General features: G+C 70.8%; 12 protein-coding genes. 4 read left to right on the plus strand and 8 right to left on the minus strand.

What is annotated here, in order from left to right; translation table 11 throughout:
• The first annotated feature begins 22 nt into the window (after positions 1-22).
• Both AB0I98_RS25545 and AB0I98_RS25550 read left to right on the plus strand, forming a co-directional pair.
• Positions 23-1,159 carry a GNAT family N-acetyltransferase gene (locus AB0I98_RS25545; RefSeq protein ID WP_362945474.1) on the plus strand — a complete coding sequence of 379 codons (1,137 nt, stop codon included), beginning with the start codon at positions 23-25 and terminating at the stop codon, positions 1,157-1,159.
• A gap of 32 nt (positions 1,160-1,191) precedes the next feature.
• The gene (locus tag AB0I98_RS25550; protein ID WP_362945476.1) at positions 1,192-2,409 is read left to right on the plus strand and encodes a DegT/DnrJ/EryC1/StrS family aminotransferase; all 1,218 of its coding nucleotides are present in this window, start codon (positions 1,192-1,194) and stop codon (positions 2,407-2,409) included.
• A gap of 3 nt (positions 2,410-2,412) precedes the next feature.
• Here the strand turns inward: AB0I98_RS25550 and AB0I98_RS25555 are convergent, their stop codons facing one another.
• Together AB0I98_RS25555 and AB0I98_RS25560 are read right to left on the minus strand one after the other, a co-directional pair.
• Positions 2,413-3,480, minus strand: a complete 1,068-nt coding sequence (locus AB0I98_RS25555) for a glycerophosphodiester phosphodiesterase family protein (protein WP_362945478.1) — start codon at positions 3,478-3,480, stop codon at positions 2,413-2,415.
• A gap of 103 nt (positions 3,481-3,583) precedes the next feature.
• Positions 3,584-5,812 (minus strand): heavy metal translocating P-type ATPase, encoded by a 2,229-nt coding sequence (locus tag AB0I98_RS25560; RefSeq protein WP_362945480.1) that lies wholly within the window; start codon positions 5,810-5,812, stop codon positions 3,584-3,586.
• Positions 5,813-5,980: 168 nt separating this feature from the next.
• On the opposite strand from AB0I98_RS25560, the gene AB0I98_RS25565 reads away from it, so the two are divergent.
• A complete protein-coding gene (locus tag AB0I98_RS25565) occupies positions 5,981-6,913 on the plus strand; it encodes a hypothetical protein (protein WP_362945482.1) in 933 nt (310 codons plus the stop codon).
• A 54-nt stretch (positions 6,914-6,967) separates the two neighbouring features.
• On the opposite strand, the gene AB0I98_RS25570 is transcribed toward AB0I98_RS25565, so the two are convergent.
• From AB0I98_RS25570 to AB0I98_RS25585, 4 genes are read right to left on the minus strand one after another with little or no spacing between them, the layout of a single operon-like run.
• Positions 6,968-8,029 (minus strand): iron-siderophore ABC transporter substrate-binding protein, encoded by a 1,062-nt coding sequence (locus AB0I98_RS25570; RefSeq protein WP_362945484.1) that lies wholly within the window; start codon positions 8,027-8,029, stop codon positions 6,968-6,970.
• Positions 8,029-9,840: an ABC transporter ATP-binding protein gene (locus AB0I98_RS25575; protein ID WP_362945485.1), complete on the minus strand. Its 1,812-nt coding sequence runs from the start codon at positions 9,838-9,840 to the stop codon at positions 8,029-8,031. The genes AB0I98_RS25570 and AB0I98_RS25575 overlap by 1 nt, the downstream gene beginning before the upstream one ends.
• On the minus strand, positions 9,837-11,531 hold the full coding sequence (locus tag AB0I98_RS25580; RefSeq protein WP_362945487.1) for an ABC transporter ATP-binding protein: 1,695 nt from the start codon (positions 11,529-11,531) through the stop codon (positions 9,837-9,839). The genes AB0I98_RS25575 and AB0I98_RS25580 overlap by 4 nt, the downstream gene beginning before the upstream one ends.
• A gap of 52 nt (positions 11,532-11,583) precedes the next feature.
• A complete protein-coding gene (locus AB0I98_RS25585) occupies positions 11,584-12,951 on the minus strand; it encodes a SidA/IucD/PvdA family monooxygenase (protein WP_362945489.1) in 1,368 nt (455 codons plus the stop codon).
• Between the two features lie 85 nt (positions 12,952-13,036).
• On the opposite strand from AB0I98_RS25585, the gene AB0I98_RS25590 reads away from it, so the two are divergent.
• Positions 13,037-13,984, plus strand: coding sequence for a methionyl-tRNA formyltransferase (locus AB0I98_RS25590; RefSeq protein WP_362945491.1), 948 nt, complete (start codon positions 13,037-13,039; stop codon positions 13,982-13,984).
• 15 nt (positions 13,985-13,999) lie between these two features.
• Here AB0I98_RS25590 and AB0I98_RS25595 read toward each other — a convergent pair whose 3' ends face one another.
• Both AB0I98_RS25595 and AB0I98_RS25600 read right to left on the minus strand, forming a co-directional pair.
• Positions 14,000-14,836 carry an ABC transporter ATP-binding protein gene (locus tag AB0I98_RS25595; RefSeq protein ID WP_362945531.1) on the minus strand — a complete coding sequence of 279 codons (837 nt, stop codon included), beginning with the start codon at positions 14,834-14,836 and terminating at the stop codon, positions 14,000-14,002.
• Between the two features lie 49 nt (positions 14,837-14,885).
• Entirely contained in the window at positions 14,886-15,968 is a 1,083-nt protein-coding gene (locus AB0I98_RS25600; protein ID WP_362945493.1) for an iron chelate uptake ABC transporter family permease subunit, read from the minus strand.

The following is a 15,968-nucleotide window of genomic DNA, read 5'->3' on the forward strand; positions in this document are numbered from 1 at the left end:
TAACCGGGGGGAGGGGTCGCCCGTGCGATCCACCAAGAAGCAGCAGGACATCACCCTTCACAGACCCGAAGAGCTGAGCACCTCGCTGCGCCGGGCCTGGCACGAGGCGATGGACGAGTCGCCCGACTACGCCAACCCGTTCCTGGCGCCGGAGTTCGCGGCCGGGATCGGCACCTACCGCGGCCGGGCGCAGGTGGGCGTCCTGCACGAGGGCGGGGAATCGGTCGGGTTCTTCCCGTACGAGCGCAATGCCTTCGGTGTCGGCCGCGCCATCGGTCTCGGTCTCTCCGACTGCCAGGCCCTGGTGCACCGGCCCGGGGTCAGCTGGGACATGCGGGAACTGCTGCGGGCCTGCGGGCTGTCCGTCTTCGAGTTCGACCATCTCGTCGACGAGCAGAAGCCGTTCGGCAGGTTCGTCACCGGGACGTTCGCGTCACCCGTGGTCGATCTGACGGCCGGTGACGGCACCTACGCGGAGTGGCTGCGCGCCACGTACCCCGGGATGGCGAAGACGACGCTGAAGAAGGAACGCCGGCTGGGGCGCGACGTCGGCGAGGTGCGCTTCGTCTTCGACGAGCGCGACCCCCGGATGCTGCACCGCCTCATGGAGTGGAAGTCCGCCCAATACCGGAGGACGGGGCGGATGGACCGGTTCGCCCGGCCGTGGATCGTGGAGCTGGTGGACCACTTCTTCCAGGTGCGCGAGGAGCACTTCACCGGAGTGCTGTCCGTGCTGTACGCCGGCGACCGGCCGGTGGCCGCGCACTTCGGGGCGAGATCGCGCACCGTGTTCGCCGCCTGGTTCACCACGTACGACCCCGAACTCCGCTACTACTCGCCCGGCCTGCTGATGCACCTGCGCATGGCGCACGCCGCGGGCGGGGACGGCGTGCGGGTCATGGATTTCGGGCGGGGCGACAAGGAGTACAAGGACTGGCTGAAGACCCGTGAGCTGCGCGTGGGCGAAGGATTCGCCACCCGGCCCCATCCGGTGGCGACGGCACACCGGCTGTGGCGCAGACCGGTGCGCGGCCTGCGGAACACGGTCCTCGCCCATCCCGGGCTGCGCGAGCCCGCCGACCGGTTACTGAAGTCGGTCGGCGCGCTCCGGACGTCGGGCCGGACGGGCCTCGGGAGACCGGCACCCCGCACCCGCTGAGTACACCCTTTCCTCGACGGAGGCAGGTGACGATGCCGTACGGATCGCGGCTCGCCGCGATGATGACACGGCGACTCGGACGCGCTTGCGTCTACACGCCCTCGGCACGGCTGGCGCTCTATCTGGCACTGCGGCGCTGGTGCCGCCCGGGTGGACGGGTGCTGATGTCACCGGTGAACGACGACGTGATCCTCTTCGTCGTCCTGGCGGCGGGGTTGCGCCCGGTGCAAGCCCCCGTGTCCGTGTGGGACGGCAACATCGACCCGGCCGCCGTACCGGAGTCGACCTGGCGGACCATCGACGCCGTCCTGACCACCAATCTGTACGGCATGCCGGACCGGGTCGTCGAACTGCGCCGCCGCTGTGAGCAGTTGGGGATCCCGCTGATCGAGGACGCGGCGCACGCGATCGGCACGCATGTGGACGGGCAGCGGATCGGCACCTTCGGTCAGGCGTCCGCGTTCAGCCTGTCCAAGCATGTCGCGGCGACGGCCGGGGGATTCCTCGCCGTCGAGGACGCGCGCACCCGCCGGGAGCTGGAACTGCTGCGCGACGACCTCCTGGTGCCGGGCCGCCTGCGCGCCGACCTGGCCGTCACGCTGCGACCACTCGCGCGTTCCTCGGTACGCGCCCTGCATCTGGTGCGCCCGGTGTGGCGGGCGATGCGTCGCCTCGGGCTGCTGGAGCGCGAGGCGTTCCGGATGGCCCTGCACGCGCCGCGGCTGACCGGCTGCGCACGTCAGGCGCCGAGCCTGGCGGCGTACGAGCCATGGGTCCGCGTCGACCTGCACGGCTTCCGGGACCGCCACGGGGCCTTCGTCCGGGGGCAGTTGGCGCTGCGGCTGGCCCGGCTCGACGGCGACCTGACCCGGCGCAGGGCCGGTGTGTCGCTGCTGTCCGGAACTGCCTGGGCGTCCCGGGCGGTGCGCGACAGCGCGGCACACGACGGACCTCCGCCCCTCTTCCGCGTCCCGCTCCTGGTCCATGAGTGGGACACCCTCGTGGAACGCCTGGTGCGCCACGGCATGGTCTGCGGCTACGTCTACGATCCGCCGCTCGACGACTACGCGGGCGCGGAGTTCGTCGAACCGTCCCCCGACCCGTCGGCCGCCCGCTGGTTCGCTTCCCACGTCCTCCCGGTCGATCCGCTCCTCGCCCGCAGGATCACGGGAGCCCTGACCAGGGAACGAGCGGCAGCCGCACTCCCCGTGACGCGGGACCGGGAACACTCCCCGGTCCCGCCACCGTGACGATCAGCGGGGCCCGTACGCCTTGGGCAGCCGCATCCCGCGCTCGGCCATGATCTCCCGCACCTTGTCGGGGTAGTTGGTGATGATGCCGTCGATCCCGAAGTCCATCAGCGCTTCCACGGTCGCCGGGTCGTCGCAGGTCCACGGGACGACCTTCAGGCCCCGGGCGTGCGCCGCGTCGACCATGGCCTGGTCGGCGTAGAAGCGGAAGCCCGGGTCGCCGACCTTGCCGCTCTGCGGGAAGCCGTAGTTGGGGGAGAGGGTGGTGACTCCGGCGATGCTGTCGGCGGCCTTCACGAAGTCGCCGTCGTAGTCGTCGGCGTCGATCCCGCCGAGCCAGGGGGAGGCGCCGGGCTTGCCGACCTGGAGGAAGTCGTAGTTGGTGAGCGCTACCAGCGGCCACCTCGGCGCGAGCTTGTGCATCGCCTTCAGGGCGCCCCAGTCGAAGGACTGGATGGTGACCTGGCGCTCGATGCCGGAGCGGTGGATCTCCTCGTAGACCCGGCGCACGAACAGCTCGCGCGGCGCGGTCTGTTCGGGGGCGCCCGCCTCGACCTTCGTCTCGACGTTCAGCGTGACCTGCCGGGCCTTGTAGCGCTTGACCAGGTTCAGGACGTTCCGGAGCTCGACCATCTTCTGGCCCTTGATCTGCTCCTGCTCGGGGAAGCCGGGCAGCTGCTGGTAGCCGCAGTCCATGGTCCTGATCTGGGCCAGCGTCAGGTCCTTGATGTACTTGCCGACGTACGGGTACATCGGGTCGCTCGGCGTGAGCGGCGCGGTGTCCTTGCACTTCTGGGCGCTGACCTGCCGGTCGTGGGTGACGACGACCTTCTTGTCCTTGGTGATCTGGGTGTCCAGCTCCAGCGTGGACACACCCAGGCGCAGCGCCTTGCCGAAGCCCTCCAGGGACGACTCGGTCGTCATGCCGATGCCGCCGCGGTGGGCCTGGAGGTCGAAGGAGGTCTTGTGGTGCGACCCCCCGGAGGTGTGCGCCGTCGTCGCGTGAGCGGCCGCCGGGAAGGCGAGCGCCGGCACCAGGGCCAGGCCGGCGAGGACATGCCTTGAGGACATCGAAACCTCACTCTGTTCGGTTCGGGGGGCGACCCGAAGACGCTAGTGCGGCCCCGGGGAGCCTACGACGACCTGAGTGTGAGGGGGCTGTGAACGCTGGGCGTCATCCGAGGGGGCGGAAGGCGCGCAGGCGCAGGGAGTTGGCGACGACGAACACCGAGGACAACGCCATGGTCCCACCGGCGATCATCGGATTGAGCAGTCCGGCCGCGGCGAGCGGCAGGGCGGCCAGGTTGTAGGCGAAGGCCCAGAACAGGTTGGACCGGATGGTGCCGAGGGTCCGTCGGGCCAGCCGGACGGCGTCGGCAGCGGCCCGCAGATCGCCTCGTACGAGCGTCAGGTCGCTCGCCTCGATCGCCGCATCGGTGCCGGTGCCCATGGCCAGCCCCAGGTCGGCCTGCGCGAGCGCGGCCGCGTCGTTGACGCCGTCACCGACCATGGCGACCGAACGGCCCTCGCCCTGAAGGCGCTTGACGACGGCGGCCTTGTCCTGCGGCAGCACCTCGGCGTAGACGTCCTCGGGCGCGATGCCGACCTGGCGTGCGACCGACTCGGCCACGGTCCGGTTGTCTCCGGTCAGCAGGATCGGGGTCAGACCGAGACCGCGCAGCCGCTCGATCGCCTCCGGGCTGGTCTCCTTGACGGCGTCGGCGACTTCGAGGACCGCCCCCGCCTCCCCGTCCCAGGCGACGGCGATCGCGGTGCGCCCGGCCGCCTCGGCCTCGGACTTGACGCGCTTCAGCTCCTCGGGCAGCTCCAACGCCCAGTCGGCGAGCAGCCGTTCACGTCCGACGAGGACGGCATGACCGTCGACGACGCCCTGCACACCCAGGCCGGGGACGTTCGCGAAGTCCTCGGGCGCGGGCAGCGCGCCCAGCTTCTCCAGCGCTCCTTCGGCGACGGCGCGGGCGATCGGGTGCTCGGAGGCGTGCTCCAAGGCGCCCGCCAGCCGCAGGACTTCGGACTCGTCGACTCCGTCGGCGGTGTGCACGTCCAGCAGCGTCATCCGACCGGTGGTGACCGTGCCCGTCTTGTCGAGCACGACGGTGTCGACCTTGCGCGTCGACTCCAGCACCTCAGGCCCCTTGATCAGGATCCCGAGCTGGGCGCCCCGCCCCGTGCCGACCAGCAGCGCGGTCGGGGTGGCGAGGCCCAGGGCGCACGGGCAGGCGATGATCAGGACCGCGACGGCGGCGGTAAACGCGGCCGTCAGACCCGCACCGTTGCCCAGCCAGAAGCCGAGGGTGCCCAGGGCCAGGGCGATCACGACCGGCACGAACACGCCGGAGATCCGGTCCGCGAGCCGCTGCGCGGCGGCCTTCCCGTTCTGCGCGTCCTCCACCAGCCTGGCCATCCGGGCGAGCTGGGTGTCCGCGCCGACCCGCACGGCCTCGACGACGAGCCGCCCGCCCGCGTTGACCGTGGCGCCGGTGACCGGATCACCCTGGCCCACCTCCACCGGCACGGACTCGCCGGTGAGCATGGAGGCGTCGACGGCGGAGGAGCCCTCGACGACCGTCCCGTCAGTGGCGATCTTCTCCCCGGGACGCACCAGGAAGCGGTCACCGACCGTCAACTCGGCGACCGGCAGGGTCTGTTCGCGGCCGTCCGGGCGCAGCACGGTGACGTCCTTCGCACCCAGCTCCAGCAGCGCCTTGAGAGCGGCCCCCGCCTTGCGCTTGGAGCGGGCCTCGAAGTAGCGCCCGGCCAGGATGAACATGGTGACGCCGGCCGCGGCCTCCAGGTAGATGTTCCCGGCGCCGTCACCGCGGGCGATCGTCAGCTCGAAGGGATGCGTCATCCCCGGCGTGCCCGCGGTCCCGAAGAACAGCGCCCACAGCGACCACAGGAACGCCGCCGACGTACCGACCGAGATCAGCGTGTCCATCGTGGCCGCACCATGGCGGGCGTTGGTCAGCGCCGCGTGGTGGAAGGGCCATCCGGCGTACGTCACCACGGGCGCCGCCAGCGTCAGGGAAAGCCACTGCCAGTTCTCGAACTGCAGGGCGGGGATCATGGCCATCGCGATCACGGGGACGGCGAGGGCGACCGAGGTGAGCAGCCGCTGCCGGAGGGACCGGAGCTCATGGTCGGCCTGCTCGGGCTCGGGGTCGGCCCGCGCGGGCTCCTGCGCGGTGTACCCCGTCGCCTCGACCGTGGCTATCAGTTCCGGGACGGAGACCTCACCGGTGTAGCTGACCTTTGCCTTCTCGGTGGCGTAGTTGACCGTGGCCGTGACCCCGTCCATGCGGTTGAGCTTCTTCTCGACGCGTGCCGCGCACGAGGCGCAGGTCATGCCGCCGATGACTAGTTCGACCTGGTGACTGGCCATCATCGCTCCTGGACTGCATACGGGACCGGGGTATCCTTCTCTCGCCGTCATATATACCCCTGCGGGGTATCGAGAGCAAGCGCGAGCAGGCCTTGACTTTATACCCCCTGGGGGTATGGTTGGACCCATAGAAATGGACCCATAGCAATCCGGAGATCGGAGAACACCATGCGCACCGCACTGAAGCTCACCGCATTCGCCGCCGCGCTGGCCGCCACGTTCGGCACCGCCTACGGCGTGGGCCAGGGCGTCGCCCCGGTCGTGGAAGACCGCCCGCCGGCACGTCACGACACGCACACCGAAGCGGCGACGGAGGGAGGGGACGACCATGGCGGGCATGAAGCGACACCGGCCGGCGGACTGCAGATCTCCGAGGGCGGCTACACCCTCGACCTGAAGACCCCGCGCGTCACGGCGGGGGAGCGGAGCGAGCTGCGCTTCACGATCCGGGACGCCGACGGCGACGCCGTCACCGCCTACCGGCGCGAGCACGACAAGGAACTTCACCTCATCGTGGCCTCACGCGACCTGATCACCTACCGCCATCTGCACCCCACCCGCGCCGCCGACGGCACCTGGAGCATCCCCGTCGAACTGCCCCGCGCGGGCGGCTACCGCGTCTTCGCCGACTTCACCCCGGCGAAGAAGGGCGCGAAGAACCTCACCCTCGGCGCTGACCTGGCGGCAGCTGGCCCCTACGAGCCGAAGGAGCTGCCCGCGCCCAGCAAGGTCGCGAGGATCCACGGCTACGAGGTCGAGCTGTCCGGCGGCCTGCGCCCGGGCGCCGAAAGCGAGCTCAAGCTGACGGTGTCCCGCAACGGCAGGCCGGTCACCGACCTCCAGCCCTACCTGGGTGCGTACGGCCATCTGGTCGCCCTGCGCTCCGGCGACCTCGCCTACCTCCATGTGCACCCCAACACCGCGACGAAGCCCGGCCCCGACATCTCCTTCGCGGCCACGGCACCGAGCGGCGGGACCTACCGGCTGTTCCTGGACTTCAAGCACGCGGGCACCGTCCACACCGCGGCCTTCACGGTCCACGCCGGACAGGCGACGGCGGAAGAGCCCGCGCACGAAGAAGCAGAAGGGCACGGGCACTGAGACGGAGGCCGGTCGGCTGCTGCGACCGGCATCCGCACCTGTCCGGGCCGAGCGTCAGGACGTCGGCTCGGTCACCTTCGTCGAGGTCTCGCCGTCGACCGCCGCGGCGAGCTGCGGCACCAGACGCTCGAGCATGTAGGGCAGGCTCAGCACCGACACGAAGGAGACCGAGTTGCCGTAGTCGCTGCTCTCCTTGACGAAGACCTCGCGGTCCTCCTTCGCCACCGTCAGATCGGCGTACAGAGAGTTCTTGCGGAGCGCGGCCTTGTCCTTGGCGGTGTCGGAGACGATCCAGACGATCGCGTCGGTGTCCAGCAGGTCGGTGCGCTCCTTGCTGATGTTGGCACCGAACTCGTCACCGATGACCTTGTCCAGGTCCTTGGGCAGGGTGAAGCCGAGGTCCGTGAGCAGACGCGAGCGCGGGTCCTGGCTGCCGAAGACGAAGATGCCCTCGTACGGCGTCGCCATCACGGCGCTGGACTTGGCGAACTCCGGGTTGTCGTCGATCGCCTTCTTGAAGTCGGTCTCGACGCCCGCGACGAGGTCCTTGGCCTTGGCCTCCTGGCCGAGCGCCTTGCCGATGATCTCCGTCTGGTTCTGCCACGGCACGCCGAAGTCGTTGAACTCCTTGGGCTGGGCGACCACCGGGGCGAACTTCGACAGGGTGTCGTACTGCTCCTTCGTCAGGCCGCCGTAGACAGCGAGGATCAGGTCCGGCCTGAGCGCGGCGATCTTCTCCGTCTGCGGGCCGGTGCCGGTGTCCTTGAGGACCGTCGGCGCCGCCGCGCTGCCCAGCTTGTCCGTGGCCCAGGGGCCGATCGCGCCCTTGTAGCCGCCGAGCCACTCGGTCGTGCCCACGGGCACCTTGCCCAGCGCGAGCACCGCGTCCTGGTCGGTCAGGCCGACCGTGACGATCCGCTTCGGCTCGGACTTGATGGTCGTACTGCCGTACTTGTGCGGGACGGTCACCGGGAAAGCGGTGCTCGAGGACTCGGTGGCTTCCGAGCCCGCCGTGTCGGAGCCGTCGTCGGATCCGCAGGCCGTGACGGTGACGAAGAGGAGCAGCGCGGAGGCGAGTGCCGCGGCGAGCCGGGTGCCTCTGAGAGAGCCGAGCATCAGTGGTCCTTCTTGGTTGTGTCGGTGCTGGGACGGGGCGTGGGGGGCTCGTCGACGGGAGTGCGGGTGCCGGACCACGCCTGCCACAGGGAGGCGTACGGGCCGGCGGTGGCGCACAGTTCGTCGTGGGTTCCGCTCTGCACGATCCGGCCGCCGTCCATGACGACGATCCGGTCCGCGTCGGCGGCCTGGGTGAGGCGGTGGGCGACGACGAGCGCGGTGCGGTGCTCGATCGCCCGGTCCGCCGCCTTCTCCAGCAGGCGGGCGCCGGTGCTGCCCGCCTCGGCCGTGGCCTCGTCGAGCACGGCCACCGGCGGATCGGCCAGGACCAGCCGGGCCAGGGCCAGTTGCTGCACCTGGGCGGCGGTGAGGCGGTGTCCGCCCTCGCCGACGACGGTGGCCAGACCCTCCGGCAGTGCTTCGGCCCAGTCCAGCGCGTCCACCTCCGCGAGTGCCGCGCGCAGGTCCTGGTCCGTGGCGTCGGCGCGCGCCAGGCGCAGATCGTCGGCGAGCGGCCCGGCGAAGACATGCGTCTCCTGGGTCACCAGGGCCACGGGCAGGCCGTCGGTGGGAGCGTTCAGCTGAACCGAACCGGCGGTCGGTTGGTGCACGCCCGCGATCAGCTTGGCCAGCGTCGTCTTGCCCGCGCCGCTCGCGCCGACGAGGGCGACGCGTTCGCCGGCCGCGAGCGTGAGGTGCACGTCGTGCAGGACGGGACGGCCGGGCTCGTACGCGTGATGGACGCCCGTCACCGTCACCGCGCCGGACTCGGGACGGTCGTACGGACTCGGCGCTCCGGTTGATGCCTCGGCCACCGGCCCGTCCGCGACCCCGACCAGCCGGGCGAGCGCCGCCGTCGCCGACTGGGCGTCGTCCAGCAGGACGAGGGCCGAGTTGATGGGCGTGAACAGACTGTGGAAGTAGAGCGCGGCGGCCGTGGCGGTGCCGATGGAGACGGAGTCGGCGCGCACCAGCAGGAAGCCGGTGACGAGGACGGCGGCGAGGCCGGTGTACTCGGCGATGTGCAGCCGGTTGTAGAAGTCGAGCACCAGCCGCACCCCGCGCATGGTCAGCGCGACCGCGGCCGAGGACCGCTTCGTCACGTGCGCGGTGTGCTGCTCCTCCATCCGGAACGCCCGTACGGTTCCGGCGCCTGCGATGGTGTCCAGGAGCTGCTGTTGCTGGGACCCCATGGCGATGCGCTGCTCGGCGTAGAGGGGGACGGCATGGCGTACGTACCAGCGTGCGGTGCCGGCCTGGATGGGCACGGCGAGCAGGGCCGCCAGCAGGAACCGCCAGTCCAGCGCCGCCATCGCGGCCAGGGTCAGCACGATGGCCAGCAGGGAGCGGGCCAGTTCGGGCAGCGCGTTGCGCACCGCCTCGCCGACCACCGACACGTCCCGGGTGACCCGGGCGTTGAGGTCCCCGGAGCCTGCCTTCTCCACCTGTTCCAGGGGCAGTCGCAGGGCCCGCTCGACGAACCGCTCGCGCAACTGCGCCAGTACCGTCTCGCCGAGACGGGAGACCAGCGACAGACCGAGCGCGGTGGCGCCGCCCTGCACGACGGCGACCAGAACGAGCAGAACGACGGGGAGGGTGATGTCGTCGGCCGGGCGGTGCTCGGCGACCACGTCCACGATGCGGCCCAGCAGCGGCTGGACGATCAGCCCGACCCCGGTCGCCGCGATCATCACGGCGAAAGCGATGAGCATCAGGCGGCGGTGCGGACGGACGAGTTCACGGACCGCGGCCCGCGTGCGGACCGGCGTCGCCGTGGGCAGCAGTTCGCGGGTGGGGGTCGGGTCGGTCATGCCAGCACCGCCGCTCGGTAGGACTCATGACGGCGTATCAGCTCGGCGTGCGGAGCCGTGTCGGAGACCCGTCCGTCCTCCAGCAGCACGACCCGGTCGGTGACCGACAGGAGCCCGGGGCTGGTGGTCACCAGGATCGTCGTACGGCCCTTGCGGATCTCCCGGATTCCGGTGGCGATGCCCGCCTCGGTGACCGCGTCCACCGCGGTGGTCGGATCGTGGACGACCAGGACCGGCCGGTCGGCGGCCAAGGCGCGGGCCAGGGCGACCCGTTGGCGCTGCCCGCCGGACAGGGACCGGCCGCGTTCGCTGACCGCGGTGTCCGCGCCGTCCGCCAGGGATTGGGCGACCTCTGCCACCCCGGCCGCCGCCATCGCCGGCTCCGGATCGGCGCCGTCCGGGGCCGACGCCGTGACGTTGTCGTGGACGGTGCCCTCGAAGAGGTCTGCGTCGTGCTCGGCCACCAGCATCGCCGTACGCAACTGAGCCGGGTCCAGGTCCCGCAGGGGTACGCCGTCCAGCTCGACCGTGCCCGAGTCCGGGTCGGTCTGCCGGGCCAGGGCGCGCATCAGGTCCGTGGCCTGGGCGGGGTCGGTCGTGACCACGCCCAGCAGCTCGCCGGGCGCGACGTCCAGGTCGACGTCGCGCAGCCCGCCGAGGCTGACGCCGCGGAGCCGGACCGCGCCGCGCACCGGCTGGGGGAGGGTTCCCTCGCCGGCGTCGACGGTGTGCGGCGCGGCGAGCACCTCCGCGATCCGGGAGGCGGAGGCGCGACCCTGGGCGAGCTCGGCGTTGACCCACGCGAGCACCTCCAACGGGCCGAGCAGGAAGAGCGCGAGCCCGACCGCCGACACCAACTGGCCCAGACTGATGTCGCCTTGTGCTGCGAGCCGACCGCCGACCAGGGCGACGGCGGCGATCAGACAGCCCGTCAGGGTCAGCACCATGCCGCTCTGGAAGGCCTGCGCGCGGGCCGCCTTCAACGTGGCCTGGAGGGAGTCGCGGCTGGTGGTGCGGTAGCGGGATATGGCAGTCGACTCGCCGCCGATGCCCTTGAGGATCCTCAGCCCGGCCACCAGATCGGCGGCGACGGCCGAGGCGTGCGCGGCCCGTTCCTGCTCGGCCTCGCTGCGGGACTCCAGCGGCTTGCTGAGCAGGTGGCCGAGCCACAGCAGCACCGGCGTGCCGAGCAGGACGACCAGGCCGAGCGTCACCGACGCCCGCAGCAGGACGACGGCGCAGGCGAGGATGCCGGCCAGGGCCGAAATCCCCGCCATCAGCGCCATGTTGACGGCGCCGACCCGCTTGGCGTCCTCGGTGGCGACGTTGGCGAGCGCGCCGGGCAGCCGGCCCTCCTCCGCCCCGCCCCGAGGATGAAGGACGCGTCGTACGAGGGTGATGCGCAGGTCGTGTTCGGCCTGCGCGGCGGCCCGGTCGCCGGACCAGGCGCCGTAGCGGTAGCTGAGCGCGAGTCCCGTGTAGACCACGGCGAGGACGGCGAGCCACCGCAGCAGGGCGCCGGTGTCGGAGTCCGTGACGGCGCGGTCGATGACGACACCGATGAGGACCGGCACCAGCGCCTCGCCCGCCTGGTGCCCCGAGCCGAGGAGCGCACCGAGCGCGACATCGCGCCGCTGCCCCTTGATCGACCGTCTCAGGACGTCCCGTCCCGACGGATTTGAAGGACCCACCCGCACCCCTCCGGGATCGGACGACCGTTGAATCGCTCCACAGGCTGAAAACTTAGGTGAGGCTACTCTGACTTGATGAATCTTGCCCAGTGGCGTCACCCGCGTCGCCGCGCCGGTGAGTGAGCAGGGAATCGAGGATCTCGCCGGAGCGTACGGCGGTCGTGGACAGGAGGGTGGATGTGAGGCCGTGGGTGTGCTCGGTCGCACCCTGGAGGTAGATACCGGCCGTGACCTCCGGTGCGGCCTCCACACGGTGGTCGCGTCCAACCCGTACGGCGTCGTTGTCGTCCCGCAGGCAGAGCTTCGCGGTCCGGCCCAGCAGGGGGTCGAGCTCCCGCGGGCGGTAGCCGGTCGCATGGACCAGGATGTCGCAGGCGATCACCTCCCGTTCTCCGGTGGGGAGATACTCGACGGTGACCTCGAGGCGGTCGGGCAACTGCCGCACGTCCCGGATGCGGGACACGTTCCGCAGCTGGAGGCGCTCGTGGCCCTGGACCTTCTCGCGGTACATGGTGGCGTAAAGGGACTCGATCAAGTCCATGTCGACCACTGAGTAGTTGGTGCTGCGGTGGTAGTCGTACAGGGACTGCTTCACCTCGGGCCGCGCCTGGAAGTAGACGTCCACGGCCTCCGGGTCGAAGATCCGGTTGGCGAACGGGCTGTCGTCGGCGGGCGTGTAGCCGTACTTGGCGAAGACCGCGCAGATCTCCGAGTCGGGGAAGGAGCGGTGCAGGTAGTCGACCGCTTCGGCGCCGCTCTGTCCCGCTCCGAGGACCAGGATGCGCTGCACTGATCCGCCCCGGCCGGTCAACTCGCGGGTGCGCGGGATCAGTTCGCTGTTGTGCCAGATGCGGTCCGAGAGGGCTATGTCGGGCGGCACATGGGGTTCCAGGCCCACGGCCACCGAGATGTTGCGGGTGCGGCGGACCTCCGTGCGCTGTGGATCGCCGGGTACGCGGCTGACCACGTCGAAGTAGCGGACCGCGCCGCCCTCGGCGGTGACCGGTTCCACGGCGAGGACTTCGGCGTCGTACGTGACCAGGTCCGCGACCCGGGCGGCCGCCCACTCGAAGTACTCGTGGAACTCGATCCTCAGCGGGAACAGCGTCTTCGCGTTGAGGAAGTCGACCAGTCTGCCGCGCTCGCGCAGGAAGCACAGGAAGCTGAAGTCGCTTGTGGGATTGCGCATGGTGACCAGGTCCTTCAGGAAGGACACCTGCATGGTCGCGTCGTCGATGAGCATTCCGCGGTGCCAGCCGAAGCCCGTCTGGCGTTCCAGGAATCCGGCGCGGATCCGGTCCTGTGGAGCGGCACGGACGTTGTGTTCCTCGATTGCTATGGCCAGTGCGAGATTTGACGGCCCGAAACCTATTCCGAGCACATCGTGGACGGCGGCAGGTTCGTCGTGCAGTGCGTTCACCGCAACTTCCCTTCCCCTAGGCGCCACCGATGTTAAATAAGGTTAGCCTTACCTTGCAATGGTGTGTCCTACGAGAGGATCGACTATGCGGGTCGTCATGTTCGGCTATCAGACCTGGGGGCACCGCACGCTCCAGGCTCTGCTGGAGTCCGATCACGAGGTGGTCATGGCCGTCACCCACCCCAAGAGCGACCACGTATACGAGAAAATCTGGGACGATTCGGTGGCCGAACTCGCCGAGAAGCACGACATCCCGGTACTGCTGCGCAACCGCCCCGACGACCTCGAACTCCGCGCCGCCCTGCGGGACATGGAGCCCGATCTGATCGTCGCCAACAACTGGCGCACGGTGCTCCCGCCGGAGATCTTCGACATCCCCACGCACGGCACGCTCAACGTCCACGACTCGCTGCTGCCGGCCTACGCGGGCTTCTCCCCGCTGATCTGGGCGCTCATCAACGGCGAACGCGAGGTCGGCGTCACCGCCCACCGCATGAACGCCGAACTCGACGCGGGCGACGTCCTGTTGCAGCGGGCGATCCCGGTGGGCCCGCGCGACACCGTCACCGACCTCTTCCACCGCACCGTCGACCTGATCACTCCCGTGGTCCACGAGTCGTTGGACCTGATCGCCTCCGGCCGGGCTCACTGGATTCCGCAGGACCGCAGCAGGGCCAGCTTCTTCCACAAGCGCTCGATGGAGGACAGCCGCATCGACTGGACCTGGCCCGCGGAGGCCCTGGACCGGCTGGTGCGCGCCCAGTCCGACCCGTACCCCAACGCCTTCACCCACCATCGCGGCAAACGCATCCGCATCGTCGAGGCGGAGGTGTCCCAGGGCTGCTACGGCGGCACGCCCGGGCGCATCTTCATCCGCGAGGGAGACGGGGTCGTCGTGGTGGCGGGTGCCGAGGCGCGGACCGGCCGGCTGCACGGACTGCTGGTCAAGCGGGTACGGACGGAGGACGGGACCGAACTCGCAGCGTCGGAGTACTTCCGCACGATGGGCGGGTATCTGACTGCCCGGCCCTGACGGGCCTCCGCGTTCTCAGTCGGCCGCCTGTGCCATCGGCTGCAGCGGCGCGCCCTGGTGATGGCGTCCCATCGGGATCACCATCGGCGTGCCGCTGACCGGGTCCAGGGTGATGCGGCAGTCCAGGTCGAACACGTCCGCCACCGTCTGAGCCGTGATGACCTCGGCCGGAGTGCCCTCGGCGGCGATCCGGCCGTTCTTCATGGCGACCACGTGATCGGCGTAGCGGCAGGCCTGGTTGAGGTCGTGCAGGACCATCACGACGGTGCGGTTCTCACGCCGGTTGAGGTCCGTGATCAGGTCCAGGACGTCGATCTGGTGGGCCAGGTCCAGATAGGTCGTGGGCTCGTCGAGGAGGAGGACGGGGGTGCCCTGCGCCACGGCCATCGCGATCCAGGCCCGTTGGCGCTGGCCGCCCGACAACTCGTCGACGGGGCGGTCCGCCAGGTCCGTCATACCGGTCGCCGTCAGCGCCTGCTGCACCGCCTGCTCGTCCGCCTTCGACCACTGCCGCCACCACGTCTGGTGCGGTGAACGCCCCCGGTTCACCAGGTCGATGACCGTCAGGCCCTCCGGCGCCACCGGGCTCTGCGGCAGGATGCCCAGACGCTGCGCCAGCTCTCTCGTCGGTATCGCGTGCAGCGCCCTGCCGTCCAGATGTACCGCGCCTTCGCGGGGCGCCAGCAGCCGGGCCAGGGCACGCAGCAGCGTCGACTTGCCGCAGGCGTTGGCGCCGACGACGGCGGTGATCCGGCCGGGCGGCACGGCCAGGTCGAGGCCGTCCACCACCAGGCGGTTGTCGTACGCCAGACGCAGACCACTTGCCCGCAGGTCAGGGTCGGCCAAGGGCAGCGCGTCGGCCGGCCCGGCATCGGTCGGCATACGGTCGGTCGACATGGGATCAGCCTCCTGAACCCGCGCGGTTGGCGCGGACGAGCAACCAGAGCAGAACGGGCGCGCCGAGCACGCCCGTGACGATTCCGACCGGCAACTCCGTGCCGGAGAACAGCGTACGGGCGATCAGGTCACCGCCGAGGACCACCAGCGCCCCGGTCAGCCCCGAGGCCACGGTGGGCGGCCAGGCGGTGCCCGCCAGCCGCTGGGCGATCTGCGGCGCGGCCAGCGCCACGAACGCGATCGGTCCCGCGGCCGCCGTGGCGAAGGCGATCAGGCCGACTCCGCTGAGGAGGATGGCCAGGCGCACCGGTTGCACCCGCGTGCCCAGGCCGGTGGCCACGTCGTCGCCCAGCTGGAGGGTGCGCAGCAGCCGGCCGAGCAGCAGCGCCGTCGGCAGCAGGACCGCCAGCGCGACGGCGAGCGGGCCGACCTGGGACCACGTACGGCCGTTGAGGTTGCCCACCAGCCAGCCGAGCGCGGCCTGGGCCTGGAACCGGCCGCCCTTGGCCACCAGATAGTCGGTGGCGCTCGTGCAGATCCAGGCCACGCCGATGCCGATGAGGATGATCCGGTAGCCGGTGGTGCCGCGGCGCCAGGCGAGGGCGTACACCAGCAGGGCCGTGGTCAGCGCACCGAGCAGTCCGAGCGCCTGGGTGCCGAGGCCTCCGTCCCAGCCCAGCACGATGCCCGCGACCACGAAGGTGCCCGCGCCCTGGGTGAGGCCGATCATGTCGGGGCTCGCCAGCGGATTGCGGGTCATCGTCTGGAACAGCCCGCCGGAGACACCGAACGCGATGCCGGCCAGCAGTCCGACCAGGGAGCGGGGCAGCCGCAGTTCCTGGACGACGAGCACGGTGCCGGGGTCCCCGGAGCCGACCAGGGCCCGCACGACATCGCCGAAGGCGATCGGGTAGTCGCCGATCGTCAGGCTCCAGCAGAAGAGGAAGAAGGCGCCGACACCGAGGACCGCGCACACCGCCACCAGACGGGGGCGGATGATGCCGGACAGCGGTGGCACGGTCAGCCGGTAGGTCCGGACCGGCGCGGAACGGGACTTCGCCGTAAGGGACTTGAAGGTCGTCGTCAT

The organism is Streptomyces sp. NPDC050211, from assembly GCF_040656035.1.
Classification (GTDB): domain Bacteria; phylum Actinomycetota; class Actinomycetes; order Streptomycetales; family Streptomycetaceae; genus Streptomyces.